Consider the following 26,626-nt stretch of genomic DNA (forward strand, 5'->3'; position numbering starts at 1 on the left):
GGGGCTCTGAGGGGCGGTCCATTCGGGCCGCCCCTCGCCGCTGTGCGCCCGCCGCCGGGGCATATGCTTCCCCCATGACGAGTGAGCCGGAGCAGCAGTTCGGAGTCGGGGCGCCCGATGCGTTCCAGCGCCTGTGGACCCCCCACCGGATGGCGTACATCCAAGGGGAGAACAAGCCCACCGGTCCCGGCGCCGGGGACGGATGCCCGTTCTGCTCGATCCCGGCCAAGAGCGACGAGGACGGGCTCGTCGTCGCCCGTGGCGAGCGCGTCTACGCGGTGCTCAACCTCTACCCGTACAACGGCGGGCACATGATGATCGTGCCGTTCCGTCATGTCGCCGACTACACCGAGCTGGACGACGACGAGACCGTCGAGCTCGCCGACTTCACCAAGCGCGCGATGCAGGCGCTCCGAACGGCTTCCGGGGCCCACGGCTTCAACATCGGCATGAACCAGGGGACGACCGCCGGCGCCGGCATCGCCGCCCACCTCCACCAGCACATCGTTCCCCGTTGGGGCGGCGACACCAATTTCATGCCCGTCGTCGGCCACACCAAGGTGCTGCCCCAGCTCCTCGCCGACACCCGCAAGATGCTCGCCGACGTCTGGCCGAGCGCGTAGACGGGCAGGAATCGGTCATGGCCCCGACGGGACAGGACACGCCCTACCCAAAAACGGGCAAATCGCACTGATTATTTTTAAAAGGGCTCTAATGGGACGGTGACCTTCCTCCACCGTCGCACCGTGCTGCGCGCGGCCATGGGCAGTGCCCTGGCCGGGGCCGCCGGGGCCGCTGCCGCGGGATGCGGCGGTGACCGTCCGGCCGCCGGCCACCGGCCGGGCGTGCCGGCGCCCTCCGGTTCGAAGGCCGGCGGCACGGGGGCCGCCGCGCTGCCGGGAGCGCCGCTGACGCTGCCCCGGCTGCCGCCGGGGCTGCCCGCGCAGATCGACCATGGCCCGCGCGGGGCGCGGGCCGTGGCGCTCACCTTCCACGGTGCGGGTGACGCGAAGGCGGCGACGGCCGTGCTGTCGGAGGTCGAACGGGCCGGCGCGCGGATCACCGTGCTGGCCGTGGGCACCTGGCTCGACGCCGAACCGCAGCTGGCCCGGCGGGTGCTGGACGGTGGGCACGAGCTCGGCAACCACACCATGCGCCACCTGAGCATCTGTTCGATGTCGGAGAAGGCCGCCTACGCCGAGATCACCGAGTGCGCCGAGCGGCTGCGCAGGCTCACGGGGGGCATCGGCCGCTGGTTCCGGCCGTCGCGCGCCCGGCGGGCGACCGATCAGGTGGTCCGGCTGGCCCGCCGGGCCGGGTATTCGCACGTCCTGTCGTACGACGTGGACTCGCTCGACTTCACCGACCCGGGCGCCGAGGCGGTCCGGCGTACCGTGTTGAACGCGGTGCGGCCGGGTTCGGTGGTCAGTCTGCACTTCGGGCACGCCGGCACCCTCGCCGCACTGCCCGCGATCCTCGACGGCCTGCACCGCCGCGGCCTGCGTGCGGTGACGACTACGGAGCTGCTGACCCGATGATCCAGTTCTCGCATCACCGCACAGGACGCCTCCGTCCCGGTTACTCTTCCCGCTCCCGCCGCGTCCGCGGGGCCGTGCTGCTCGCGACCGTGTGCGCCCTCCTGGCGGCGGGCTGCGGCAGCGGGGACGACGGGCCGCCGGCGGGGGAGCGGCGGGGCTCGCGCGGCCAGGGCGCGGCCCGGGGCGTCGCCCAGGGGCTGCCGGGCATGCCGCCGCTGCTCGACCCCAACGACCTGTACGCGGCGGACCGGCCGAATGCGCTGTCGCCCGTGGTGAAGGACTTCCCGTCGCGGGTGTACGTGCCGAACACCGAGTCCGACACGGTCAGCGTCATCGACCCCAAGACGTACAAGGTCATCGAGACGATCCCGGTGGGCAACCAGCCGCAGCACGTGGTGCCCTCGTGGGACCTGAAGACGCTGTGGGTCAACAACGACCGGGGCCACACGCTCACGCCGATCGATCCGGCCACCGGCAAGGCGGGCAAGACGGTCGAGGTGCACGACCCGTACAACCTCTACTTCACTCCCGACGGGAAGTACGCCGTGGTGATGGCGTCGATGGACCGGGAGCTGGTCTTCCGCGACGCGCACACCATGAAGCGGGTCCGCACGGAACACGTCAACTGCCTCGGGGTCAACCACGCGGACTTCTCGCCCGACGGGCGGTACTTCATCGTCTCCTGCGAGTTCTCCGGTGAACTCCTGAAGGTCGACACGGCGAAGATGAAGGTGATCGACCAGCAGAAGCTGCCCTTCGACGGGGCCATGCCGCAGGACGTGAAGATCTCGTCCGACGGAAAGACCTGGTACATCGCGGACATGATGGCCGACGGGGTCTGGGTGCTGGACGGGGACAAGTTCGGCGAGCCGTGGCTGATGCCCACCGGCAAGGGCGCGCACGGGCTGTACGTCAGCCGCGACTCGAAGTCGATGTACATCTCCAACCGCGGCGAGGGCTCCATCTCGGTGCTCGACCTGCCCAGCCGCAAGCTGGTGAAGAAGTGGGAGCTGCCGGACGGCGGCAGCCCCGACATGGGCGGCGTCTCCGCGGACGGCAAGGTGCTGTGGCTGTCGGGCCGTTACAACAGCGAGGTGTACGCCATCGACACCACCGACGGGCATCAGATCGCCCGCATCAAGGTGGGCGACGGCCCGCACGGCCTTGCCGTCTATCCGCAGCCGGGCCGCTATTCGCTCGGCCACACGGGCATCTTCCGCTAGCCGTACGCCCGTTGCGGGCTCGCCCCTTACGGGGCGCTACGCGTTGTAGACGTCCGCCCGGCGCGGCGTCGGGTCCTGGACGGCGCCGCTGAGCGTGCCGGCGCGGTTGACGAAGCGCTCGGTGTTCACGCCGTGGTCGGCCAGGACGCGCAGCGCCGCCTGGTGCACGACGCGCAGGACGGGGGTGGCGGCGCGCAGCGCGTCGTCGGCCATGAAGCGGTGCCGCCAGGGCTGGTCCGCCCAGGCGTGGCGCAGCCCGAACGGCTCGGGCAGCACCAGCTTGCCGCCCCAGTACTCCAGCAGCGGCGGGTACCAGGTGAGGGGGGCGCGGGCGGCGAGCCGTACGACTTCCTTGGGCGGGACGACGGCGAGCGTGCGGGTGCGGCTCTCCCAGAACTTCAGCACCTTGCGGTAGGTCTGGGTGCGGTTCTTGGGCCCGCTGTTGAAGAGCGAGTGGGTGGGGCCGAGGGCGTGGCCGGTGACCTCGATGCGCAGCGTCTTGTGCAGGACGGTGACGTTGACCAGCAGGGTGATGACGAGCTGGCCGTCCCACAGGACGAACTGCACGCCCAGGTAGTGCCGGTCGCCGCTGCCGAAGTGCTGCTTGTCGCAGATGTCCTGCAGCTGGGTGCCGCGTATCTGGTAGGCGGCGTCGGTGCCGGCGGGCCGGGAGACGGCGCCGGCGCCCTCGCCGATGGGGACGACGACCCAGTGCTCGACCTGCGGGGCGGTCAGGCCGCCGCTGTTGATGGGGGTGCGCTCCAGGAGCTTGAGGTCGTCGTGGACGGCGCGGACGATGTCCCAGCTGCGGAAGGGGGTGATGTCCTTGCCGGGGGTGGCGGGGACGAGGTCCTCGGCGAGCTGCCAGCTGCCCCAGCGGGTGCCCATGCCGAGGATGCCCTTGGGGCCGGCGTAGAAGGCGACGTTGCTGCGCTGTTCGGCGGAGAGCTTGACCAGGTTCTGGCGCAGGGTCTCGGCGGTGCTGTGGCCGGGGTCGCGGGGCACGGCCTCGGGGATCTTGGCGGCGACGGCGCTGCCGCCGACGAGGCCGCTCCAGCGGTCGCGCAGGTCCCTGGCGGTGCGCTCGCACACCGTCTTGGCCAGGTAGCCGCCGATGACGGGCACGATCACCATGGCGCGTACGTACAGGTTGAGCAGGCCCCCGAAGGGCAGCTTGATCAGCAGGACTGCGACGACGATGCCCAGCAGGGTGAGCACGGCGGTGCCCAGCGCGCCGGCGCGCTTGTCCTGGGCGCCGGCGAGGCTGCGGCGCAGCTGGAAGGCGCCGAGCCAGAGCAGGACGCCGGGCAGGAAGAGCAGCCCGCAGACGACCATGATGATCGTCAGCCGGGTGTCGCGCTCCTTGCGGATGCGGTTGGCCGCCAGGCAGTGCTCGACGATGACCTGTGGCTCCAGTCCGAAGGACTGGATGAGCGGTTTCCGGCCGCCGCCCAGCATGCGGGTCTGCACGGCGCGGGCGAATGCCTCGCCGAAGTTGGGCTCGAAGAGGGAGATGCGGGCCTTCTTCACTTCCGAGGAGGCCCAGTCGGAGTTGGCCTTCAGCAGCTCGTCGACGGGGCCGTCGCGGTAGGCGGCCGAGGCCAGGGCGAAGGTCGCCGCGGTCTGGCCGGCCCCGCCGGACACCGGGACCTGTGCACCCGGGCTGAAGTCGAACGCGTCCCCTGCTGCCACTGCCGCCCCCAATACCGTGCGCTCCGGTTGCGCCGGTCTTCTCCCGACTGCGGCCCAGGTGTTGCGTCATGGGCCGCACGCTCAGCGTAACCGGGCCGGGCGGTGCGTGTCGTGGAGATCCCGAAGCAGTCCGGAAGCCGCCCGCCCCGACAGGGGAGTTGGAGCGGGCGGCCGGCGCCTTTCTCCGGTGGCGCCGGCGAACTACGCGCTGTCGTCGGCCTGTTCGCGCACGCGCTCGGCGACCTGCGGCGGCATGGGCTCGTGCCGGGCGTAGGAGCGGCTGAAACGGCCCGTGCCGTGCGACAGCGAGCGCAGGTCCACCGCGTACCGGCCGATCTCGATCTCGGGCACCTCGGCGCGTACCAGGGTGCGGCCGGAACCGGACTGCTCCGTGCCCACGACGCGGCCGCGGCGGCCCGACAGATCGCTCATGACCGGGCCGACGTACTCGTCCGCGACGAGGACCTGGAGCTCGGCGACGGGCTCCAGCAGGTGGATGCGTGCCTCGGCCGCCGCCTCGCGCAGCGCGAGCGCGCCCGCGGTCTGGAACGCGGCGTCGGAGGAGTCCACGGAGTGCGCCTTGCCGTCGAGGAGGGTGACGCGGACGTCGACCAGGGGGTAGCCGGCGGCCACGCCCTTGGCGGCCTGGGCGCGCACGCCCTTCTCGACGGAGGGGATGAACTGCCGGGGCACGGCCCCGCCGACGACCTTGTCGACGAACTCGATGCCGGAGCCGCCGGGCAGGGGCTCCACCTCGATCTCGCAGATCGCGTACTGGCCGTGGCCGCCGGACTGCTTGACGTGCCGGCCGCGGCCGGCCGCCTTGGTGGCGAAGGTCTCCCGCAGCGAGACCTTGTGCGCGACGACGTCGACCTGGACGCCGTAGCGCGAGCGCAGCCGCTCCAGGGCGACGTCGCGGTGCGCCTCGCCCAGGCACCACAGGACGACCTGGTGGGTGCCCGGGTTCTGCTCCAGCCGCATCGTGGGGTCCTCGGCGGCGAGGCGGGCCAGGCCCTGGGAGAGCTTGTCCTCGTCCGCCTTGCTGTGCGCCTGGATGGCGACGGGCAGCAGGGGGTCGGGCATCAGCCAGGGCTCCATCAGCAGCGGCTCGTCGCGGCCGGAGAGGGTGTCGCCGGTCTCGGCGCGGGTGAGCTTGGCGACGCAGGCGATGTCGCCGGCGACGGCCTGGCTCAGCTGGCGCTGCTGCTTGCCGAAGGGGGAGGACAGCGCGCCGACCCGCTCGTCGACGTCGTGGCTCTCGTGGCCGCGCTCCTCCAGGCCGTGGCCGGAGACGTGCACGGTCTCGTCGGGCCGCAGGGTGCCGGAGAAGACGCGCACGAGGGAGATGCGGCCGACGTAGGGGTCGGAGGCGGTCTTGACGACCTCGGCGGCCAGCGGGCCGGCCGGGTCGCAGGTCAGCCGCGGGCGCGCCCGGCCGTCGGGGGTGGTGACGTCGGGGGCGGTGCGCTCCAGGGGGGTGGGGAAGCCGCCGGTGATCAGCTCCAGCAGCTCGACGGTGCCCAGGCCGTGGCGGGCGCCCTCGGCGGCGGGGGCGGCGGCGAGCACGGGGTGGAAGCTGCCGCGGGCGACCGCGCGCTCCAGGTCCTCGATGAGCGTCTTGACGTCGATGTCCTCGCCGCCGAGGTAGCGGTCCATGAGGGTCTCGTCCTCGCTCTCGGCGATGATGCCCTCGATGAGCCGGTTGCGGGCCTCCTCGATGCGCGGCTGTTCCTCGGGGCCGGGCCCGGACTCGGTCCGGGTGCCGGTGGAGTAGTCGAAGACGCGGCCGGTCAGCAGCCCGATGAGGCCGGTGACCGGGCGGTGGCCGTCGGGGCCCTCGGGCCCGTGCACGGGCAGGTACAGCGGCAGCACGCTCTCGGCGGACTCGCCGCCGAACGCGGTGCGGCAGGCCTCGGTCATCTCCTCGAAGCCGGCGCGGGCCGTCTCCAGGTGGGTGACGACGATGGCGCGCGGCATGCCCACGGCCGCGCACTCCTCCCACACCATGCGGGTGGGGCCGGAGATGCCCTCGGTGCCCTCGGCGGCGGAGACCACGAAGAGGGCGGCGTCCGCCGCGCGCAGCCCGGCGCGCAGTTCGCCGACGAAGTCGGCGTAACCGGGCGTGTCCAGCAGGTTGATCTTGATGCCCTCCCACTCCACGGGCACCAGGGAGAGCTGTACCGAGCGCTGCTGACGGTGTTCGATCTCGTCGTAGTCGGAGAGCGCCGAGCCGTCCTCGACCCGGCCGGCCCGGTTGACCGCGCCGGTGGTCAGGGCCAGCGCCTCGACCAGTGTGGTCTTGCCGGAGCCACTGTGGCCGACCAGCACCACGTTGCGGATGCTGCCGGGCCGGTCGGCCGTCACCGCCCTGCCGGCGGCCCCTGGATGCGTACTCGTCTTCTCGCCCATGTGTCTCGCCTTCCGGTCGACACCTGCGGTCCTTCGAGCTTTCCACCGTGGTCACGCTGCGTCCATACGTCGCACGTGGCGCGGCAACCGGGTGTGCACCGGTGCGGTGTCCCGGGGGCGCGTGTGACCTGGGAGGAACGGCGGGGGAGCGACGTGTGCGCGGCGGGGACCGGCCTGCTGGCTACGATGGGCCAGCCGGTGGCCCTCAAGACCACTTGGCCCGCACACGACCCTCCGGGAAGGCCATGCTGAACAAGTACGCGCGTGCGTTCTTCACGCGTGTTCTCACGCCGTTCGCCGCACTGCTCATCCGCCTCGGCGTCAGCCCCGACGCGGTGACCCTCATCGGCACCGGTGGAGTGGTGGCGGGCGCGCTGGCGTTCTATCCCCGGGGCGAGTTCTTCTGGGGCACGGTCGTCATCACGCTGTTCGTCTTCTCCGACCTGGTCGACGGCAACATGGCCCGGCAGCTGGGCCGCTCCAGCCGGTGGGGCGCCTTCCTGGACTCGACCCTGGACCGGGTGGCCGACTCGGCCATCTTCGGCGGCCTGGCCCTGTGGTACGCCGGGCGCGGGGACAGCCTCACGCTGTGCGCGGTGGCGATCTTCTGCCTGGCCAGCGGACAGGTCGTGTCGTACACCAAGGCGCGCGGCGAGAGCATCGGTCTGCCGGTGAACGTCAACGGCCTGGTCGAGCGGGCCGAACGCCTGGTGATCTCCCTGGTGGCCTGCGGCTTCTCCGGTCTGCACGCGTTCGGCGTGCCCTACATCGACAAGCTGCTGCCCATCGCCCTGTGGATCGTGGCCGTCGGCAGCCTCGTCACGCTGATCCAGCGCGTGGTGACCGTGCGCCGCGAGTCCGCCGAGGCGGACGCCGTCACCGCGGCGGCCGGCGGGGGCGAGGGCGTGTGAAGGAGGAGCTGACCGACGCGCTGTACGGACTGGGCTGGGCGACGGTCAAACGGCTGCCCGAGCCGGCGGTCGCCGCCCTGGGCCGGCAGATCGCCGACACGGCCTGGCGTCGGCGCGGGCGGGGCGTGCTGCGCCTGGAGGCCAATCTGGCCCGGGTGGTCCCCGACGCGGGGCCCGAGCGGCTCGCCGAGCTCTCCCGGGCGGGCATGCGCTCGTACATGCGGTACTGGATGGAGTCCTTCCGGCTGCCGGTGTGGAGCCCCGAGCGCATCCGCGCCGGGATCTCCGTCCAGGGCGTCGAGCGGCTCGAAGAGGCCGTGGCCGCCGGCCGCGGCGTGGTGCTGGCCCTGCCGCACATGGGCAACTACGACCTCGCCGGGGCCTGGCTGACCACCGCCATGGGCATTCCCTTCACCACCGTCGCCGAGCGGCTCAAGCCCGAGAAGCTCTACGACCGCTTCGTGGCCTATCGCGAGGGCCTGGGCATGGAGGTCCTGCCGCACGCCGGGGCCGGGGCCTTCGGCACCCTGGCCCGGCGGCTGCGGGCGGGCGGGGCGGTGTGCCTGGTGGCCGACCGCGACCTGTCCTCCTCGGGCATCGAGGTCGACTTCTTCAAGGAGCGGGCGAAGATGCCGGCCGGACCGGCCGCCCTCGCCGTGCAGACCGGCGCCGTCCTGCTGCCAGTCACCCTCTGGTACGACCGCTCGCCGGTCATGCGCGCCCGGATACACGAGGCCGTCGAGGTGCCGGCCACGGGCGGCCGGGGCGAGAAGGTCGCCGCGATGACCCAGCGGCTGGCCGACGCCTTCGCCTCCGGTATCGCCGAGCACCCGCAGGACTGGCACATGCTCCAGCGGCTCTGGCTCGCCGACCTGGAGCCGCGCCCCCGCACCGACGAGAGCTCCGGAACGGAGAAGCCGTGAGGATCGGGATCGTCTGCCCCTACGCCTGGGACGTGCCCGGCGGCGTCCAGTTCCACATCCGCGACCTGGCCGAGCACCTGATCCGGCTCGGTCACGAGGTGTCGGTGCTGGCGCCCGCCGACGACGACACGCCCGTGCCCCCCTTCGTGGTGCCCGCCGGCCGTGCCGTGCCCGTGCCCTACAACGGCTCGGTGGCCCGCCTGAACTTCGGCTTCCTCTCCGCCGCCCGGGTGCGCCGCTGGCTGCACGAGGGCAACTTCGACGTCATCCACATCCACGAGCCCACCTCCCCCTCGCTGGGACTGCTGGCCTGCTGGGCCGCCCAGGGCCCCATCGTGGCGACCTTCCACACCTCCAACCCGCGCTCGCGCGCCATGATCGCGGCCTATCCCATCCTCCAGCCCGCCCTGGAAAAGATCAGCGCCCGGATCGCGGTGAGCGAGTACGCCCGCCGGACCCTGGTCGAGCACCTGGGCGGTGACGCGGTCGTCATCCCCAACGGCGTCGACGTCGACTTCTTCGCCCGGGCCGAGCCCCGCCCCGAGTGGCAGGGCGGGACGATCGGCTTCATCGGCCGCATCGACGAACCCCGCAAGGGCCTGCCCGTCCTCATGCGCGCCCTGCCGGCGATCCTCGCCGCCCGCCCCGGCACCCGGCTGCTGGTCGCCGGCCGCGGCGACGAGGAGGAGGCGGTCGCCGCCCTGCCCCCGCAGATGCGCGACAGCGTCGAGTTCCTCGGCATGGTCAGCGACGAGGACAAGGCCCGCCTGCTGCGCAGCGTCGATCTGTATGTCGCGCCCAACACCGGTGGCGAGTCCTTCGGCATCATCCTCGTCGAGGCGCTCTCGGCCGGGGCACCCGTCCTCGCCAGCGACCTGGACGCCTTCGCCCAGGTGCTCGACCACGGCTCGGCCGGGGAACTGTTCGCCAACGAGGACGCCCAGGCCCTGGCCGACGCCGCGGTGCGGCTGCTGGGCGACGCGGACCGGCGCGCCGAGCTGAGCGAGCGGGGCAGCCGGCACGTACGCCGCTTCGACTGGGCGACCGTGGGCGCCGACATCCTCGCCGTCTACGAGACGGTCACCGCCGGGGCGGCCTCCGTGGCCACCGACGAGCGCTCGACCCTGCGGTCCCGCTTCGGCCTGGCCCGCGACTAGCGCCCGCCGGCGGATCAGGCCGCGCCCCTGACGGGGCCCTAGCCGCTGGTGGTTGGGTGGGCGGCGAACAGGGATATCCCGTGCCGCGCCCGGAACGCCTTGCTGCTGCGCACGGTCACGACCACGACCACGGCCAGCAGCGTCAGCGACTGGAACCTGCCGATGACCGGCACCGCGTCCACGGGCAGGGTCAGCGCCTCCAGGGTGCTCAGCACCGCGTCCAGGAGCTGGCCCGCGGCCCACAGCAGCGTCAGCCGACGCAGCGCGGAACGGAACTCCGGGCGCTCCTGCCAGGCCAGCTCCGCGGCGCAGGCGCCGTCCGGCCCGCGCAACCGCTCCCCGAACCGGTAGGCGAAGGGGCGCGCCGCCCACAGGGTGCCCAGGATCCACAGGCCCAGCACGGCGGGCAGACCGGCGTCCTTCAGCAGCAGCACCCGTGGGCTGCCGCTGATCAGCGACGTGCCCGCGGAGACCAGCAGCAGGGCCACGATCAGCAGGTCGAAGACCTCCGCGCGGCGTGTGCGCACGGCCTGCGCCACCGCGTGCCCGGCCGGCACGACACTGCTGAGCAGCAGGGCCTGCCACTGGGCCATGCCGCCGGCGCGCAGGACGTAGTACAGGGCGAGCGGCAGCGCGATGCTGATCGCCAGCGGGGCGAGCAGCGGACGCAGCGTGCGCGTCAGGGAGCCCGGCGCCGCACCCGGCGAGGTGCCCGGGGCGGTGCGCGGCGCGGTGCCATCCGGCGTGGTGTCGTCCGGTGTGGTGCGGGGCGTGATGGGCGGTGACATGAGTGCCTCCCGGCGGTCCGGCGTCCTGCCCACGACGCTAGGTGCCGGGCGGGTGGAGCCGGATCGGCGCACGGGTGGAGCACAGGGTGGAGACCGCCGCCCCGCCCCTGTCCACCCCTCTCCGTCCCCGGGTGGAGCACCGCGCCCGGAGGGTAACGTGACCCGCCGTGACCACAATGATCTGGATCGCGGTGGCCCTCGTCGTCATCGGCATCTACCTGAGCTGGACCGCCGGCCGGCTCGACCGGCTGCACAGCCGTATCGACGCCGCGCGGGCCGCCCTGGACGCGCAGCTCCTGCGGCGTGCCTCGGTCGCCCAGGAGCTCGCCACCGCCGGCGTCCTCGATCCGGCCGCCTCCATCGTGCTCTACCAGGCCTCGCACGCCGCCCGGCAGGCCGAGGAGGAGCACCGCGAGGTCGCCGAGAGCGAGCTCAGCCAGGCCCTGCGCGCGGTGTTCGCCGAGGCCCAGCAGGTCGACGAGGTGCAGCGGACGCCCGGCGGCGACGAGTCGCTGCAGGAGCTGACGCAGGCGGTGCGCAGGGTGCCCATGGCCCGCCGGTTCCACAACGACGCGGTCCGCGCGGCCCGGGCGCTGCGCCGCCACCGCAAGGTCCGCTGGTTCCGCCTGGCCGGTCACGCGCCGTTCCCGATGGCCTTCGAGATGGACGACGAGCCGCCTCTGGCGCTGACCGACCGGACCGGTCGCTGAGCCGGGCCGGGCGCCCGGGGAGCCACCGACCTCGAATTGGCCCTTTTTCCCCGGTCGAGCAGGCCGCTTTCATGAGGCTGCAGCATTAACGGCCCTTGAGTAGCGAGGTCACATCGTGTCCACCACCAGCACGTCGTCCATTGCCCCCGGCGCCCCGGAGACCGGCACCGCGCGCGTCAAGCGCGGCATGGCCGAGCAGCTCAAGGGCGGCGTGATCATGGACGTCGTCACGCCGGAGCAGGCGAAGATCGCCGAGGACGCCGGCGCGGTCGCGGTCATGGCCCTGGAGCGGGTCCCCGCCGACATCCGCAAGGACGGCGGCGTCGCCCGCATGTCCGACCCGGACATGATCGAAGGCATCATCGACGCCGTCTCGATCCCGGTCATGGCCAAGTCCCGCATCGGCCACTTCGTCGAGGCCCAGGTCCTGCAGTCCCTCGGCGTCGACTACATCGACGAGTCCGAGGTCCTCACCCCGGCGGACGAGGTCAACCACTCCGACAAGTGGGCGTTCACCACCCCCTTCGTCTGCGGTGCCACCAACCTGGGCGAGGCCCTGCGCCGCATCGCCGAGGGCGCGGCCATGATCCGCTCCAAGGGCGAGGCCGGCACCGGCAACGTCGTCGAGGCCGTCCGCCACCTGCGCCAGATCAAGAACGAGATCGCCAAGCTGCGCGGCTTCGACAACCACGAGCTGTACGCGGCCGCCAAGGAGCTGCGCGCCCCCTACGAGCTCGTCAAGGAGGTCGCCGAGCTCGGCAAGCTGCCGGTCGTGCTGTTCTCCGCGGGCGGCGTGGCCACCCCGGCCGACGCGGCGCTGATGCGCCAGCTCGGTGCCGAGGGCGTCTTCGTCGGCTCCGGCATCTTCAAGTCCGGCGACCCGGCCAAGCGTGCCGCCGCCATCGTGAAGGCCACCACCTTCTACGACGACCCGAAGGTCATCGCGGACGCCTCCCGCAACCTGGGCGAGGCCATGGTCGGCATCAACTGCGACACCCTCCCCGAGGCCGAGCGGTACGCCAAGCGCGGCTGGTGACACAGCTCTTCCTCCGGTGGGCGGTCCGCGGCACGTCGCGGGCCGCCCACGGTCCGTACCACCGGCGCGTAGCCGTCCCCATGTGAGAGGTAGCCCCACCGTGTCCACCCCCACCATCGGTGTCCTCGCCCTGCAGGGCGACGTCCGCGAGCACCTGGTCGCCCTCGCCGCCGCCGACGCGGTGGCCCGGCCGGTGCGCCGTCCCGAGGAACTCGCCGAGGTCGACGGCCTGGTGATCCCCGGTGGCGAGTCCACCACGATGTCCAAGCTCGCCGTGATCTTCGGCATGCTCCAGCCGCTGCGCGAGCGGGTGCAGGCGGGCATGCCCGTCTACGGCACCTGCGCCGGCATGATCATGCTCGCCGACAAGATCCTCGACGGCCGCGAGGACCAGGAGACCCTCGGCGGCATCGACATGATCGTGCGCCGCAACGCCTTCGGCCGCCAGAACGAGTCCTTCGAGGCGTCCATCGAGATGGACGGCATCGAGGGCGGCCCCGTGGAGGGCGTCTTCATCCGCGCCCCCTGGGTCGAGTCCACCGGCGCCCGCACCGAGGTCCTCGCCACCTACGACGGCCACACCGTCGCCGTCCGGCAGGGAAACGTGCTGGCCACCTCCTTCCACCCGGAACTCACCGGCGACCACCGGGTGCACGGGCTCTTCGTGGAGATGGTGCGCGCGGCCCAGTCCTGAGATCCCGGTAGGATCTCTGTCATTCGTTACGCAATCGGTTACGCGAAGAAGGAGACAGGCGGATGTCCGGCCACTCTAAATGGGCTACGACGAAGCACAAGAAGGCCGTGATCGATGCCAAGCGCGGCAAGCTCTTCGCGAAGCTGATCAAGAACATCGAGGTCGCGGCCCGCATGGGCGGCGTCGACCTCGACGGCAACCCGACGCTCTACGACGCCGTCCAGAAGGCGAAGAAGCAGTCGGTCCCGAACAAGAACATCGACTCCGCGATCAAGCGCGGTGGCGGTCTCGAGGCCGGCGGCGCCGACTACGAGACGATCATGTACGAGGGTTACGGCCCCAACGGCGTCGCGGTGCTCATCGAGTGCCTCACCGACAACCGCAACCGCGCCGCCTCCGACGTGCGCGTCGCCATGACCCGCAACGGCGGTTCCATGGCCGACCCGGGCTCGGTCTCCTACCTGTTCAACCGCAAGGGCGTCATCATCGTCCCCAAGGGCGAGCTCACCGAGGACGACGTCCTCGGCGCCGTCCTCGACGCCGGTGCCGAGGAGGTCAACGACCTCGGCGAGAACTTCGAGATCCTCAGCGAGGCCACCGACCTCGTCGCGGTGCGCACCGCGCTGCAGGAGGCCGGCATCGACTACGACTCCGCCGAGGCCAACTTCGTCCCCACCATGCAGGTGGAGCTCGACGAGGACGCCGCGCGCAAGATCTTCAAGCTGATCGACGCGCTCGAGGACAGCGACGACGTCCAGAACGTCTTCGCCAACTTCGACGTCTCCGACGAGGTCATGGCGAAGGTCGACGCCTGATCCGGCCGACACGGCCGGCTGCGACGGGCCGACGGGACACCCCCGTCGGCCCGTCGCTTTGTCAGTGCCGGCCGATAGCCTGCTCCCGCAGGTGAACGGCCAATCGGAGGGAGGGGCACGATGAGGGTGCTGGGCGTGGACCCGGGCCTGACACGATGCGGCATCGGCGTCGTCGAGGGCACGGCCGGCCGGCCGCTGCGCATGCTCGGCGTCGGCGTCGTGCGCACCGACGCCGACGCGGACACCGCCGAGCGCCTCGTCCTCATCGAGCGCGGCATCGAGGAATGGCTCGATACCCACCGGCCCGAATACGTCGCCGTGGAGCGGGTCTTCAGCCAGCACAACGTCCGTACGGTCATGGGCACCGCCCAGGCCAGCGCGGTCGCCATGCTGTGCGCCGCCCGGCGCGGACTGCCCGTCGCCCTGCACACCCCCAGCGAGGTCAAGGCCGCCGTCACCGGCTCCGGCCGGGCCGACAAGGCCCAGGTCGGCTCCATGGTCACCCGCCTGCTGCGGCTCGACGCGCCCCCGAAGCCCGCCGACGCCGCCGACGCCCTGGCCCTGGCCATCTGCCACATCTGGCGGGCCCCCGCGGCCGGCCGCCTCCAGCAGCTCGCCGCCGCCCAGCGCCGCGCCGGCGCCCCCGTACGACTCCCGAAGGGCACCCGATGATCGCTTTCGTCACCGGGCCGGTCGCGGCCCTCGCCCCCGACACCGCCGTCGTCGAGGTCGGCGGCATCGGCATGGCCGTCCAGTGCACCCCCGGCACGCTCGCCCAGCTGCGCATCGGCGAACCGGCCCGGCTCGCCACGTCCCTCGTCGTCCGCGAGGACTCGCTGACGCTGTACGGCTTCGCCGACGACGACGAACGCCAGACGTTCGAGCTGCTGCAGACCGCGAGCGGGGTCGGGCCGCGGCTCGCGCAGGCCATGCTGGCCGTCCACAGCCCCGACGCACTGCGGCGCGCCGTGGCGAGCGGGGACGAGAAGGCGCTGACCGCTGTGCCGGGCATCGGGAAGAAGGGTGCGCAGAAGCTGCTGCTGGAGCTGAAGGACCGGCTGGGGGCGCCGGTGGGGACGGCGCCGTCCGCCGCTGCGGCGACCGCCGCGAGCGGTTGGCGGGAGCAGCTCCATGCGGCGCTCGTGGGCCTGGGTTACGCGGCGCGCGAGGCGGACGAGGCGGTGGACGCCGTGGCGCCGCAGGCGGAGGCGGCGCAGGGCACGCCGCAGGTGGGGCAGCTTCTGCGAGCGGCCCTTCAGACGCTGAACCGGGCGCGCTGACCGGGGCACCGGCCCACCGCAGGCGCACCCTCCGCCCACCCGCACCCGCACCCCTGACCAAGCAACCGTGAGGAACCTCGTGAACTGGGACGACGATCGTCTCGTCGGCACCGTCGCCGACGGGGAGGACCGGGCCGTCGAGGCCGCGCTGCGGCCGAAGGACCTGGGGGAGTTCGTCGGGCAGGAGCGCGTGCGCGAGCAGCTCGACCTGGTCCTCAAGGCCGCCCGAGCGCGCGGGGCCACTGCCGACCACGTCCTGCTCTCCGGCGCGCCGGGCCTGGGCAAGACCACCCTCTCCATGATCATTGCGGCCGAGATGGGGGCGCCCATCCGCATCACGTCCGGCCCCGCCATCCAGCACGCCGGCGATCTGGCCGCGATCCTGTCCTCGCTCACCGAGGGCGAGGTCCTCTTCCTGGACGAGATCCACCGCATGTCCCGGCCCGCCGAGGAGATGCTGTACATGGCCATGGAGGACTTCCGCGTCGACGTCATCGTGGGCAAGGGCCCGGGCGCCACGGCCATCCCCCTGGAGCTGCCGCCCTTCACCCTGGTGGGTGCCACCACGCGGGCCGGGCTGCTGCCGCCGCCGCTGCGGGACCGTTTCGGGTTCACCGGGCACATGGAGTTCTACGCTCCCGCCGAGCTGGAGCGCGTCGTGCACCGCTCGGCCCGGCTGCTGGACGTGGAGATAGAGGGTGAGGGCGCCGCCGAGATCGCCGGCCGCTCCCGCGGCACGCCCCGCATCGCCAACCGGCTGCTGCGCCGGGTGCGCGACTACGCCCAGGTCAAGGGCGACGGTGTGATCACGCAGCGGACGGCCGCCCAGGCGCTGGAGGTGTACGAGGTCGACGCCCGCGGTCTGGACCGGCTGGACCGTGCCGTGCTGACCGCGCTGCTCAAGCTGTTCGGCGGCGGCCCGGTGGGCCTGTCCACCCTGGCCGTGGCCGTGGGGGAGGAGCGCGAGACGGTGGAGGAGGTCGCCGAGCCGTTCCTGGTGCGGGAGGGGCTGCTGGCCCGTACGCCCCGTGGCCGCATCGCCACACCGGCGGCCTGGGAGCACATGGGGATGACGCCGCCGCAGCAGTCCGGCCCCGGCGGAGGCGGCGCGGGGCAGCAGGGCCTCTTCGGGGAGTGACGGCGCGGGGGCTGGTCCGGTCAGGAACCGGGGTGCCATGCTGGGCGTTGTTCCATTCGTGCGGACTCGCTTAGACTCCGCCGATGCCGTCCGAATGGGCACGGCATTACCACCCCCGTAGACCAGGCCGCACCCCCAAAGCGGTCGTGTGAAGGAAACCCCGTCCCGTGAATATCGTGAGTCTCCTGCCGTTCATCGTGCTCATCGGGGCCATGTTCCTGATGACCCGGTCGGCCAAGAACAAGCAGCGCCAGGCCCAGCAGATGCGCAACCAGATGCAGCCCGGCACCGGTGTCCGGACGATCGGCGGGATGTACGCCACCGTCAAGGAGATCCACGAGGACACCGTCCTCCTCGAGGTCGCCCCGGGCGTCCACGCCATCTACGCGAAGAACGCCATCGGCGCCGTCCTCGAGGACGCCGAGTACAACCGCATCGTCCACGGCCTGGAGCCGGAGGACACCCCGGTCGTGCCCGACGACGCCTCCTCGCTGACCGAGGCCGTCGAGACCGGCGAGCCCCAGGTCGAGGGGAAGATCGACCTGCACAAGGGCGCCGAGGAGAAGGCCGAGGGCAAGGCCGTCGAGAAGCCCGGCGACGCCGGCGAGGCGGAGAAGAAGGACACCAAGGGCGACGGCGACGCCAAGTAACCCCTTTCCGGAACCGCGGAGCACCTCCCCGACGGTGCGCCGCGGTTCCGTTACGGTCTAGGCTCCGGCGGGGGGCAGGTCCCCACAACATTTCGTGGCCGCCCGGCGAAACCCGACGCCGGGCGGTTGGACAGGGAGAAACGACAAGGTGGCAGCACCGAAGAAGGGCCGTAGGTCCCCGGGCGGCCAGGGCAGGCCGGGCAGAGTCCTGGCCTTCATCCTGATTGTCATGGTGGCGCTCACCGGGGGGATGTTCGCCTCCGGGCACACCACGCCGCGCCTGGGCATCGACCTGGCGGGTGGTACCAGCTTCACGCTGGAGGCCAAGAACCAGCCGGGCAAGCCCAACGCGATCAACGAGACCAACCTGAACACCGCCGTCGGCATCATCGAGCGGCGTGTCAACGGTCTCGGCGTCTCGGAGTCCGAGGTGCAGCGGCAGGGCAGCAAGCACATCATCGTGAACATCCCGCGAGGGACGAACGCGAAGCAGGCCCGTCAGCAGGTCGGCACCACCGCCCAGCTCGGCTTCCGGCCCGTGGTGACCACGGCCCCCGGCATCAAGGTGCCCACGCCCACGCCCAGCCCCAGCGCCTCCGGCAACGGCAAGGCCAAGGACAAGGCGGCCGACAAGACCGGCGACAAGGCGGCCGACAAGGCCGGTGACGACGCCGCGTCCGACGACAAGACCAAGTCGTCCGGCAAGCCCTCCGCCCCGGCGAGCCCGCAGGGCCGCCCCGTGACCGACGCCCTCAAGGCCGACGGCACCCCGTCGCCCAAGGTCACCGCCACCGCCACGGACGGCAAGAAGGCCGACGACGGCAAGAAGGCCGGCGACGCCCCGAAGGACGCCAAGCAGACCCCGGCGCCCACGCCCGCCCCGGCCACGGGTGACATGGCCACCCTGCAGAAGAAGCTCGACGCCCTGGACTGCTCCACCAAGGAGAGCCGCGCCCTGGCGAACGAGGCCGCTTCCGGTGCCAAGCCCACCGACTCGATCGTCGCCTGCCGCAAGGACGGCACCGTCAAGGAGATCCTCGGCCCGGTGGCCGTGGAGGGCGTCACCGTCGACAGCGCCAGCGCCGTCTTCGACAGCCAGAGCGGCAAGGGCTGGATCGTCCAGCTGAAGTTCAACTCCACCGGTGCCAAGAAGTTCGCGCAGGTCACCGGCCAGCTGGCCGCCAAGCCGGCGCCGCAGAACCAGTTCGCGATCGTCCTGGACGGCGAGGTCGTCTCCGACCCGTCCGTCAGCACCTCCATCGGTGGCGGCCAGGCCGAGATCTCCGGCGGCTTCACCCAGCAGAGCGCCCAGGACCTGGCCAACGTGCTGTCCTACGGTGCCCTGCCGCTGTCCTTCGACGTCGTCACCGAGACCACGGTCTCCCCGGCGCTCGGCGGCGAGCAGCTGCGCGCGGGCCTGATCGCCGGTGCGATCGGCCTCGCCCTGGTCATCGTCTACCTGGTGGCCTACTACCGCGGCCTGGCCATCGTGGCCCTGGCGAGCCTCGCGTGCTCCGCGGTGCTCACCTACACGATCATGGTCCTGCTGGGCTCGGCCATCGGCTTCGCGCTGAACCTGCCGGCCGTCTGCGGTGCCATCGTGGCCATCGGTATCACCGCCGACTCCTTCATCGTCTACTTCGAACGCATCCGGGACGAGATCCGCGAGGGCCGCACGCTGCGCCCGGCGGTGGAGCGGGGCTGGCCGCGCGCCCGCCGCACCATCCTGGTCTCCGACTTCGTCTCCTTCCTCGCCGCCGCGGTGCTCTTCATCGTCACCGTCGGCAAGGTGCAGGGCTTCGCGTTCACCCTCGGCCTGACCACGCTGCTCGACGTCGTCGTGGTCTTCCTCTTCACCAAGCCGCTCATGACGCTCCTCGCCCGCCGCAAGTTCTTCGCCAGCGGCCACCCCTGGTCCGGTCTCGACCCCAAGCGGCTCGGCGCCAAGCCGCCGCTGCGGGCCTCCCGCCGCCGCCCCTCCGCCACCGTCGACCCGAAGGAGGCGTGAGATGTCGCGACTCGGCACTCTCGGCGCCCGGCTGTACCGCGGCGAGGTCGGCTACGACTTCGTCGGCAAGCGGAAGATCTGGTACGGCATCTCGATCCTCATCACCATCACGGCCATCGTCGGCCTGGCGGTGCGCGGCCTGAACATGGGCATCGAGTTCTCCGGTGGCGCGGTCTTCACCACGCCCAAGACCTCGGTGAGCGAGGTCCAGGCCCGGCACACGGCGGAGGAGGCCTCCGGCCACACCGCGGTGGTCCAGAAGCTCGGCGACGGCACCCTGCGCGTCCAGGTCAGCGAGCTCAGCACCGACCAGTCGCGCAAGACCCAGGACGCCCTGGCCAAGAAGCTGGGCATCTCCACCAACAAGGTCAACACCGACATCGTCGGCCCCAGCTGGGGTGAGCAGATCGCCAACAAGGCCTGGTGGGGCCTGGGGATCTTCATGATCCTTGTGGTCGTCTACCTCGCCATCGCCTTCGAGTGGCGCATGGCGCTCGCCGCCCTGGTCGCCCTGATCCACGACCTCACCATCACCGTCGGCATCTACGCGCTCGTCGGCTTCGAGGTCACCCCGGGCACCGTGATCGGTCTGCTGACGATCCTCGGTTACTCGCTCTACGACACCGTCGTCGTCTTCGACGGCCTGAAGGAGAGCGCGAAGGACATCACCAAGCAGACCCGCTTCACCTACAGCGAGATCGCCAACCGCAGCCTCAACAGCACCCTGGTGCGCTCCATCAACACCACCGTGGTGGCGCTGCTGCCGGTCGCCGGCCTGCTGTTCATCGGCGGCGGCTTCCTCGGCGCGGGCATGCTCAACGACATCTCCCTCGCCCTCTTCGTCGGCCTCGCCGCCGGCGCCTACTCCTCGATCTTCATCGCCACCCCGCTGGTCGCCGACCTCAAGGAACGCGACCCGCAGATGAAGGCGCTCACCAAGCGCGTGCGCGCCCGCCGCGCCGCCGACGCCGCCAAGGCCGAGGCCGCTACGGGGAGTGCCGAGGGCGGCGAGGGCGGCGACGAGGAGCCGCAGGACGTCGCCGGCCTCGTCGGCCAGCGCCAGGACTCCGCCGGCCGGGGCCGCGGCGGTCGCGGTCGTCCGTCGGGCAAGCGCCGATGAGCGCCGCGCCCGCCGAGCAGGGCCTGCGGGAGCTGCTGCTCGGCCACATCCGCGACGTGCCCGACTACCCGAAGCCGGGCGTGGTCTTCAAGGACATCGCCCCGCTGCTCGCCGACGCCCCGGCCTTCGCCGCGCTCACCGACGCGCTCGCCGAGCTGTGCGAGCACTACGCGGTGGACAAGGTCATGGGCCTGGAGGCCCGCGGCTTCATCCTCGGCGCCCCCGTGGCCGTCCGCGCCGGCCGCGGCTTCGTGCCCGTCCGCAAGGCGGGCAAGCTGCCGGGCGAGACGCTGTCCCAGACCTACGACCTGGAGTACGGCAGCGCCGAGATCGAGATACAGGCCGACGCGCTGGCCGCCGGCGACCGGGTGCTGGTCATCGACGACGTGCTGGCCACCGGCGGCACCGCCGAGGCCTCGCTGGAGCTGATCCGCCGCGCCGGCGCCGAGGTGGCGGGCGTGGCCGTGCTGATGGAGCTCGGCTTCCTGGCCGGCCGGCAGCGGCTGGAGCGGTCCCTGGCCGGAGCCCCGCTGCACGCGCTGATCACGGTCTAGACCCGCACGCGCGGGCAGGTGTGCACGCCCAGGGCGGGCACCGGGAAACAACCGGTGCCCGCCCGGTGTTTTTCCGGGCAGACCCCTTGCGGTCCCCTGTCAGACCCCTTGCAGGAACCCGGCCGCAGCCCGGCGCGGAGCGCCGTGGTGGCCGGGATCGATACCATGGCAGTCCGGACCTGATCGGGGGGCCGGAACGCTTGAGGGAGTGCTCTTGCCAGACGAGGTCCAGCCGCTCACCGCCGCCCAGCCGGACAAGCCGAGCCCCGACGCCGCGGCGTCCGGCGGCACGCCCCCGGCCCGCCCGGACGCCGCCGCAGGCGGCACGGCCGCCCGGGGCGAGCACACGAGCGCGGGCACCCCGCAGTACCGGACCGCGCCGCAGCCGCCCGCCGGTGCCCCGGCCCGGCCCTCGGCCACGCCCGGCCCCGCGCCCCGCACCGGCTCCTCCAGCCGGGTGCGCGCCCGCCTCGCCCGCCTGGGCGTCCAGCGGCAGAGCCCGTACAACCCCGTCCTCGAGCCGCTGCTGCGCATCGTGCGCGGCAACGACCCCAAGGCGGACGCCGGCACGCTGCGCCAGATCGAGCGCGCCTACCAGGTCGCCGAGCGCTGGCACCGCGGCCAGAAGCGCAAGAGCGGCGACCCGTACATCACCCACCCGCTGGCCGTCACCACGATCCTCGCCGAGCTCGGCATGGACCCGGCCACCTTGATGGCCGGCCTGCTGCACGACACCGTCGAGGACACCGAGTACGGCCTGGAGGACCTGCGCCGCGACTTCGGCGACCAGGTCGCCCTGCTCGTCGACGGCGTCACCAAGCTGGACCGGGTGCAGTTCGGCGAGGCCGCCCAGGCCGAGACCGTGCGCAAGATGGTCGTCGCCATGGCCAAGGACCCGCGCGTCCTGGTCATCAAGCTCGCCGACCGCCTGCACAACATGCGCACCATGCGCTACCTCAAGCGGGAGAAGCAGGAGAAGAAGGCCCGCGAGACGCTGGAGATCTACGCCCCGCTGGCGCACCGGCTGGGCATGAACACCATCAAGTGGGAGCTGGAGGACCTCGCCTTCGCGATCCTCTACCCCAAGATGTACGACGAGATCGTGCGCCTGGTCGCCGAGCGGGCCCCCAAGCGCGACGAGTACCTCGCCACCGTCATCGACGAGGTCCAGGCCGACCTGCGCGCCGCCCGCATCAAGGCCACCGTCACCGGCCGGCCGAAGCACTACTACAGCGTCTACCAGAAGATGATCGTGCGGGGCCGCGACTTCGCCGAGATCTACGACCTGGTGGGCATCCGCGTCCTCGTCGACACCGTCCGCGACTGCTACGCGGCGCTGGGCACCGTCCACGCCCGGTGGAACCCGGTGCCCGGGCGGTTCAAGGACTACATCGCGATGCCCAAGTTCAACATGTACCAGTCGTTGCACACGACGGTCATAGGACCTTCGGGCAAGCCCGTCGAGCTGCAGATCCGCACCTTCGACATGCACCGCCGCGCCGAGTACGGCATCGCCGCGCACTGGAAGTACAAGCAGGAGGCCGTCGCCGGCGCCTCCAAGATCCGTACCGATGTGCCGCGCACGTCCGGCAAGGACAAGGACGCCATCAACGACATGGCGTGGCTGCGGCAGCTGCTGGACTGGCAGAAGGAGACCGAGGACCCGGGCGAGTTCCTGGAGTCGCTGCGCTTCGACCTCTCGCGCAACGAGGTCTTCGTCTTCACGCCCAAGGGTGACGTCATAGCGCTCCCCGCGGGTGCCACGCCCGTCGACTTCGCCTACGCCGTCCACACCGAGGTCGGCCACCGCACGATAGGCGCGCGGGTCAACGGCCGCCTCGTACCGCTGGAGTCGACCCTCGACAACGGCGACCTGGTGGAGGTCTTCACCTCCAAGGCCCCCGGCGCGGGCCCCTCCCGCGACTGGCTGGGCTTCGTGAAGTCCCCGCGGGCCCGCAACAAGATCCGTGCCTGGTTCTCCAAGGAACGCCGGGACGAGGCGATCGAGCAGGGCAAGGACGCCATCGCCCGGGCCATGCGCAAGCAGAACCTGCCGATCCAGCGCATCCTCACCGGCGACTCCCTGGTCACCCTCGCGCACGAGATGCGCTACCCCGACATCTCCTCCCTGTACGCCGCGATCGGCGAGGGGCACGTCGCGGCCCAGGGCGTGGTGCAAAAGCTCGTCCAGGCGCTCGGCGGCGAGGACGCGGCCACCGAGGACATCGAGGAGACCGCCCCCATCCGCGGCCGCTCCAAGCGGCGCACCAGCGCCGACCCGGGCGTGGTGGTCAAGGGCGTGGACGACGTGTGGGTCAAGCTGGCCCGCTGCTGCACCCCGGTGCCCGGGGATCCGATCATCGGCTTCGTCACCCGCGGCAACGGCATCTCGGTGCACCGCGCGGACTGCGTCAACGTCGACTCGCTCTCGCAGCAGCCGGAGCGGATCCTCGACGTGGAGTGGGCGCCCACCCAGTCGTCCGTGTTCCTGGTTGCCATCCAGGTCGAGGCCCTCGACCGCTCCCGGCTGCTGTCGGACGTCACCCGGGTCCTGTCCGACCAGCACGTCAACATCCTCTCGGCAGCCGTGCAGACCTCCCGCGACCGGGTGGCCACCTCGCGCTTCACCTTCGAGATGGGCGACCCCAAGCACCTCGGGCACGTGCTCAAGGCCGTGCGCGGCGTGGAGGGCGTCTACGACGTCTACCGCGTGACGTCGGCCCGCAGGCCGTAGCGCCGCAGCAGCGGGAACGAGTAAGGGGCTCCGGCTACTGCCGGAGCCCCTTACTCATGCGTGGCTTCTCAGCCGCCGAACTCCTCAAGACCCTTCAGGGCCTGGTCCAGCAGCGCCTTGCGGCCCTCCAGCTCCTGCGCGAGCTTGTTGGCCTTGGCCTCGTTGCCCGCCGCACGCGCCTTGTCGACCTGCTCCTGCAGCTTGTCGACGGCCGCCTGCAGCTGGCCCGTCAGCCCCGCCGCACGCGCCCGTGCCTCGGGGTTGGTGCGCCGCCACTCGGCCTCCTCGGCCTCCTGGATCGCACGCTCCACCGCGTGCATCCGGCCCTCGATCCGCGGCCGGGCGTCCCGCGGCACATGGCCGATGGCCTCCCAGCGCTCGTTGATCGACCGGAACGCCGCCCGCGCCGCCTTCAGGTCCGTCACCGGGAGCAGCTTCTCGGCCTCGACGACCAGCTCCTCCTTCAGCGACAGGTTGCCCTGCTGCTCGGCGTCCCGCTCGGCGAAGACCTTGCTGCGGGCCTGGAAGAAGACGTCCTGCGCGCCCCGGAAGCGGGCCCACAGCTCGTCCTCGGCCTCCCGCTGCGCCCGCCCGGCCGCCTTCCAGTCCGCCATCAGCTCGCGGTAGCGCGCGGCCGTCGGACCCCAGTCCGTCGAGCCGGAGAGCGCCTCGGCCTCGGCGACCAGCTTCTCCTTGATCTTGCGGGCGTCCTCGCGCTGCGCGTCCAGCGAGGCGAAGTGGGCCTTGCGGCGCTTGGAGAACGCCGAGCGGGCGTGCGAGAAGCGGTGCCACAGCTCGTCGTCGGTCTTGCGGTCCAGCCGCGGCAGGCCCTTCCACGTGTCGACCAGGGAGCGCAGCCGCTCGCCGGCCGACCGCCACTGCTCGCTCGCCGCCAGCTCCTCGGCCTCGGCGACCAGCGCCTCCTTGGCCGTACGGGCCTCCTCGGTCGCCTTGGCCTTGGCCGCCTTGCGCTCCTCGCGGCGCGACTCGACGGCGGCGACCAGCTTGTCCAGCCGCTCCCGCAGCGCGTCGAGGTCGCCCACCGCGTGGTGCTCGTCGACCTGGGTGCGCAGATGATCGATGGCGGTCATCGCGTCCTTGGACGACAGATCGGTGGTCCTGATCCGGCGCTCGAGGAGGCCGATCTCGACGACCAGGCCCTCGTACTTGCGCTCGAAGTAGGCCAACGCCTCCTCGGGAGACCCCGCCTGCCACGAGCCGACGACCTGCTCACCGTCGGCAGTACGCACGTACACGGTCCCCGTCTCGTCGACGCGGCCCCACGGGTCGCTGCTCACAGCGCCTCCTCCACATGATGCCGGGGCCGTGTGCGGCCCGCGCGCATCGTCCACAGTTGTTCCGGGCAGAGCCGCGCCCTGGCCGGTCCGACGGCTTGATCATCCGGGTGCGCAAAGGCCGTCGGAGCAGGCACCCTACACAACGCCAACATAGGCGAACGGCGGCCCGGCTGTCCGTATCCCGCGCGACCGAAATTTCGCCGTCCGGGCGTCAGCTTCTCGTCACCGTCGCCTTGTCGATCACCACGGTGGCGTTCGGCGCACCGTCACCGGCGCCCGAGTTCTCACCCGCGTCGGCGATCTTCTTCAGCGTCTTCATGCCCTCGGGGCCGATCGTGCCGAACGGCGTGTACTGCGGCGGCAGCTGGCTGTCCTGGTACACGAGGAAGAACTGGCTGCCACCGGTGTGCGGCTGGCCGGTGTTCGCCATCGCGACGGTGCCCGCGGGGTAGACGTTGCCCTTGAGCTTGGAGTCCTTGAGGTTCTCGTCCTCGATGGTGTAGCCCGGGCCGCCCATGCCGGTGCCCTTCGGGTCACCGCACTGCAGCACGTAGATGCCGGCCGTGGTCAGGCGGTGGCACTTGGAGTGGTCGAAGAAGCCCTCCTTCGCCAGGAAGTCGAAGGAGTTGACCGTATGCGGGGCGTTGGCGGCGTCCAGCTTGAGGTCGATCGTGCCGCAGGTCGTCTTCAGCTCCATCGCGTACGACGCGGACTTGTCGACCGTCATCTCCGGCTCCGACTTCCATGTCTTCGCCGACGGCGAACCCGGCGCCGGCTTGGCGCACGGGTCCGGGCCCTTCTTCGCGGACGGCAGGGCGTCGGGGGAGGCGTCGGCGGCCGTGTTCTTCTTGCCGTCGCCGGAGAACGCCCCGGCCGCGTACGCCCCCGCGCCCGCGGCCAGCACCGCGGCGAGTCCGCCGGCGATCACCGCGTTCCGGCGGCGGGCCTTGCGCCGCGCCGCCTCGCGGCGCTGCTGCTGCCGCTCGAACTTCTCCCGGGCGAGCTGGCGCCGCCGCTGCTCGTTAGTGACCACCGGGTCCTCTCCTCGTGCCGTCTCGTCGCATGTCATGAGCCGCGAATCGCGAGTGTCGCCCGTACCGTATACGGGTTCGCGGCGGCAGGAGTGCCGCCGGTAGGCTGCATCCACGACGATCCGGACCGATGGTCCCCGCGCACGGGGGCCGCGGACCGGACCACCGCCTGTCAGACTTGCCGATCATTAAGGACGAACGTGCTCATTGCCGGGTTCCCCGCCGGAGCCTGGGGGACCAACTGCTACCTGGTCGCCCCGGCCGCCGGCGAGGAGTGCGTGATCATCGACCCGGGCCACCAGGCGGCCCCCGGCGTCGAGGAAGCACTGAAGAAGCATCGGCTCAAGCCCGTCGCCGTCGTCCTCACCCACGGCCACATCGACCACGTCGCCTCGGTCGTCCCGGTGTGCGGCGCCCACGACGTCCCGGCCTGGATCCACCCCGACGACCGCTACATGATGAGCGACCCGGAGAAGGCCCTGGGCCGCGCCATCGGGCAGCCGCTCATGGGCGAGCTGACCGTCGGGGAGCCGGACGACCTCAGGGAGCTGTCCGACGGCAGCACGCTGCAGCTCGCCGGCATGGAGCTCACCGTCGCGCACGCGCCCGGCCATACCAAGGGGTCGGTGACCTTCAGGCTGCCGGAGACCTCCGAGATCCCCTCGGTGTTCTTCTCCGGCGACCTGCTGTTCGCCGGCTCCGTCGGACGCACCGACCTGCCCGGCGGTGACCACGGCGAGATGCTCCGGTCGCTGGCACGCGTGTGCCTGCCCCTGGACGACTCGACCGTGGTGCTGTCCGGCCACGGCCCCCAGACGACCATCGGCCGTGAGCGCGCCACCAACCCTTACCTGCGTGAGGTGGCCGCCGGCCTCGGAGCCGGATCCCCGGCTCCGCGACGAGGAATGTGACGAGAC

Annotated in this window: 24 protein-coding genes; 19 read left to right on the forward strand and 5 right to left on the reverse strand. The window is 71.9% G+C overall.

Annotation, left to right across the window (positions count from 1 at the left end):
• Positions 1 to 74 precede the first annotated feature (74 nt).
• From AC27L3_RS06310 to AC27L3_RS06320, 3 genes are all read left to right on the forward strand, one after another.
• A complete protein-coding gene (locus AC27L3_RS06310) occupies positions 75 to 623 on the forward strand; it encodes an HIT family protein (protein ID WP_487233018.1) in 549 nt (182 codons plus the stop codon).
• 99 nt (positions 624 to 722) lie between these two features.
• A complete protein-coding gene (locus AC27L3_RS06315) occupies positions 723 to 1,538 on the forward strand; it encodes a polysaccharide deacetylase family protein (RefSeq protein ID WP_487233019.1) in 816 nt (271 codons plus the stop codon).
• The gene (locus tag AC27L3_RS06320; RefSeq protein WP_487233020.1) at positions 1,535 to 2,761 is read left to right on the forward strand and encodes a YncE family protein; all 1,227 of its coding nucleotides are present in this window, start codon (positions 1,535 to 1,537) and stop codon (positions 2,759 to 2,761) included. Before AC27L3_RS06315 ends, AC27L3_RS06320 begins: the two co-directional genes overlap by 4 nt.
• Before the next feature lie 36 nt (positions 2,762 to 2,797).
• Here AC27L3_RS06320 and AC27L3_RS06325 read toward each other — a convergent pair whose 3' ends face one another.
• Both AC27L3_RS06325 and AC27L3_RS06330 read right to left on the reverse strand, forming a co-directional pair.
• Positions 2,798 to 4,453, reverse strand: a complete 1,656-nt coding sequence (locus AC27L3_RS06325) for a hypothetical protein (protein ID WP_487233021.1) — start codon at positions 4,451 to 4,453, stop codon at positions 2,798 to 2,800.
• A 201-nt stretch (positions 4,454 to 4,654) separates the two neighbouring features.
• Positions 4,655 to 6,862, reverse strand: coding sequence for an elongation factor G-like protein EF-G2 (locus AC27L3_RS06330; protein WP_487233022.1), 2,208 nt, complete (start codon positions 6,860 to 6,862; stop codon positions 4,655 to 4,657).
• 245 nt (positions 6,863 to 7,107) lie between these two features.
• On the opposite strand from AC27L3_RS06330, the gene pgsA reads away from it, so the two are divergent.
• The 3 genes from pgsA to AC27L3_RS06345 are packed head-to-tail and all read left to right on the forward strand — an operon-like array spanning position 7,108 to position 9,853.
• Entirely contained in the window at positions 7,108 to 7,773 is a 666-nt protein-coding gene (gene pgsA / locus AC27L3_RS06335) for a phosphatidylinositol phosphate synthase (protein ID WP_487233023.1), read from the forward strand.
• Entirely contained in the window at positions 7,770 to 8,696 is a 927-nt protein-coding gene (locus tag AC27L3_RS06340) for a phosphatidylinositol mannoside acyltransferase (RefSeq protein WP_487233024.1), read from the forward strand. Before pgsA ends, AC27L3_RS06340 begins: the two co-directional genes overlap by 4 nt.
• On the forward strand, positions 8,693 to 9,853 hold the full coding sequence (locus AC27L3_RS06345; RefSeq protein WP_487233025.1) for a glycosyltransferase family 4 protein: 1,161 nt from the start codon (positions 8,693 to 8,695) through the stop codon (positions 9,851 to 9,853). The genes AC27L3_RS06340 and AC27L3_RS06345 overlap by 4 nt, the downstream gene beginning before the upstream one ends.
• Before the next feature lie 38 nt (positions 9,854 to 9,891).
• Here AC27L3_RS06345 and AC27L3_RS06350 read toward each other — a convergent pair whose 3' ends face one another.
• Positions 9,892 to 10,641 (reverse strand): VC0807 family protein, encoded by a 750-nt coding sequence (locus tag AC27L3_RS06350; protein WP_487233026.1) that lies wholly within the window; start codon positions 10,639 to 10,641, stop codon positions 9,892 to 9,894.
• A 176-nt stretch (positions 10,642 to 10,817) separates the two neighbouring features.
• On the opposite strand from AC27L3_RS06350, the gene AC27L3_RS06355 reads away from it, so the two are divergent.
• From AC27L3_RS06355 to AC27L3_RS06410, 12 genes are all read left to right on the forward strand, one after another.
• On the forward strand, positions 10,818 to 11,351 hold the full coding sequence (locus AC27L3_RS06355) for a LemA family protein (protein WP_487233175.1): 534 nt from the start codon (positions 10,818 to 10,820) through the stop codon (positions 11,349 to 11,351).
• Positions 11,352 to 11,466: 115 nt separating this feature from the next.
• Positions 11,467 to 12,387 carry a pyridoxal 5'-phosphate synthase lyase subunit PdxS gene (gene pdxS / locus AC27L3_RS06360; RefSeq protein ID WP_365968226.1) on the forward strand — a complete coding sequence of 307 codons (921 nt, stop codon included), beginning with the start codon at positions 11,467 to 11,469 and terminating at the stop codon, positions 12,385 to 12,387.
• Positions 12,388 to 12,487: 100 nt separating this feature from the next.
• Positions 12,488 to 13,081, forward strand: coding sequence for a pyridoxal 5'-phosphate synthase glutaminase subunit PdxT (gene pdxT, locus AC27L3_RS06365; protein WP_365968225.1), 594 nt, complete (start codon positions 12,488 to 12,490; stop codon positions 13,079 to 13,081).
• 62 nt (positions 13,082 to 13,143) lie between these two features.
• Positions 13,144 to 13,896, forward strand: a complete 753-nt coding sequence (locus AC27L3_RS06370; RefSeq protein WP_344434140.1) for a YebC/PmpR family DNA-binding transcriptional regulator — start codon at positions 13,144 to 13,146, stop codon at positions 13,894 to 13,896.
• A gap of 120 nt (positions 13,897 to 14,016) precedes the next feature.
• Positions 14,017 to 14,568: a crossover junction endodeoxyribonuclease RuvC gene (gene ruvC / locus AC27L3_RS06375; protein WP_365968224.1), complete on the forward strand. Its 552-nt coding sequence runs from the start codon at positions 14,017 to 14,019 to the stop codon at positions 14,566 to 14,568.
• Entirely contained in the window at positions 14,565 to 15,176 is a 612-nt protein-coding gene (gene ruvA, locus AC27L3_RS06380; RefSeq protein ID WP_487233027.1) for a Holliday junction branch migration protein RuvA, read from the forward strand. Before ruvC ends, ruvA begins: the two co-directional genes overlap by 4 nt.
• A gap of 67 nt (positions 15,177 to 15,243) precedes the next feature.
• Positions 15,244 to 16,314: a Holliday junction branch migration DNA helicase RuvB gene (ruvB, locus tag AC27L3_RS06385; RefSeq protein ID WP_487233028.1), complete on the forward strand. Its 1,071-nt coding sequence runs from the start codon at positions 15,244 to 15,246 to the stop codon at positions 16,312 to 16,314.
• Between the two features lie 167 nt (positions 16,315 to 16,481).
• The gene (yajC, locus tag AC27L3_RS06390) at positions 16,482 to 16,964 is read left to right on the forward strand and encodes a preprotein translocase subunit YajC (protein WP_487233029.1); all 483 of its coding nucleotides are present in this window, start codon (positions 16,482 to 16,484) and stop codon (positions 16,962 to 16,964) included.
• Between the two features lie 148 nt (positions 16,965 to 17,112).
• Positions 17,113 to 18,972 carry a protein translocase subunit SecD gene (secD, locus tag AC27L3_RS06395; protein WP_487233030.1) on the forward strand — a complete coding sequence of 620 codons (1,860 nt, stop codon included), beginning with the start codon at positions 17,113 to 17,115 and terminating at the stop codon, positions 18,970 to 18,972.
• A 1-nt stretch (position 18,973) separates the two neighbouring features.
• Positions 18,974 to 20,092 (forward strand): protein translocase subunit SecF, encoded by a 1,119-nt coding sequence (gene secF / locus AC27L3_RS06400; RefSeq protein WP_487233031.1) that lies wholly within the window; start codon positions 18,974 to 18,976, stop codon positions 20,090 to 20,092.
• Positions 20,089 to 20,646: an adenine phosphoribosyltransferase gene (locus AC27L3_RS06405; RefSeq protein WP_487233032.1), complete on the forward strand. Its 558-nt coding sequence runs from the start codon at positions 20,089 to 20,091 to the stop codon at positions 20,644 to 20,646. Before secF ends, AC27L3_RS06405 begins: the two co-directional genes overlap by 4 nt.
• A gap of 214 nt (positions 20,647 to 20,860) precedes the next feature.
• Complete coding sequence (locus tag AC27L3_RS06410) at positions 20,861 to 23,380, forward strand: RelA/SpoT family protein (RefSeq protein ID WP_365968217.1); 2,520 nt, start codon at positions 20,861 to 20,863, stop codon at positions 23,378 to 23,380.
• 68 nt (positions 23,381 to 23,448) lie between these two features.
• Here AC27L3_RS06410 and AC27L3_RS06415 read toward each other — a convergent pair whose 3' ends face one another.
• Together AC27L3_RS06415 and AC27L3_RS06420 are read right to left on the reverse strand one after the other, a co-directional pair.
• Positions 23,449 to 24,678: a DUF349 domain-containing protein gene (locus AC27L3_RS06415; protein WP_487233033.1), complete on the reverse strand. Its 1,230-nt coding sequence runs from the start codon at positions 24,676 to 24,678 to the stop codon at positions 23,449 to 23,451.
• A gap of 211 nt (positions 24,679 to 24,889) precedes the next feature.
• The gene (locus tag AC27L3_RS06420) at positions 24,890 to 25,711 is read right to left on the reverse strand and encodes a peptidylprolyl isomerase (protein WP_487233034.1); all 822 of its coding nucleotides are present in this window, start codon (positions 25,709 to 25,711) and stop codon (positions 24,890 to 24,892) included.
• 198 nt (positions 25,712 to 25,909) lie between these two features.
• Here AC27L3_RS06420 and AC27L3_RS06425 point away from each other — a divergent pair, with 198 nt between their 5' ends.
• Positions 25,910 to 26,620 carry an MBL fold metallo-hydrolase gene (locus tag AC27L3_RS06425; RefSeq protein ID WP_487233035.1) on the forward strand — a complete coding sequence of 237 codons (711 nt, stop codon included), beginning with the start codon at positions 25,910 to 25,912 and terminating at the stop codon, positions 26,618 to 26,620.
• Positions 26,621 to 26,626: the final 6 nt, after the last annotated feature.

It is taken from the genome of Streptomyces sp. PKA51 (assembly GCF_057552455.1).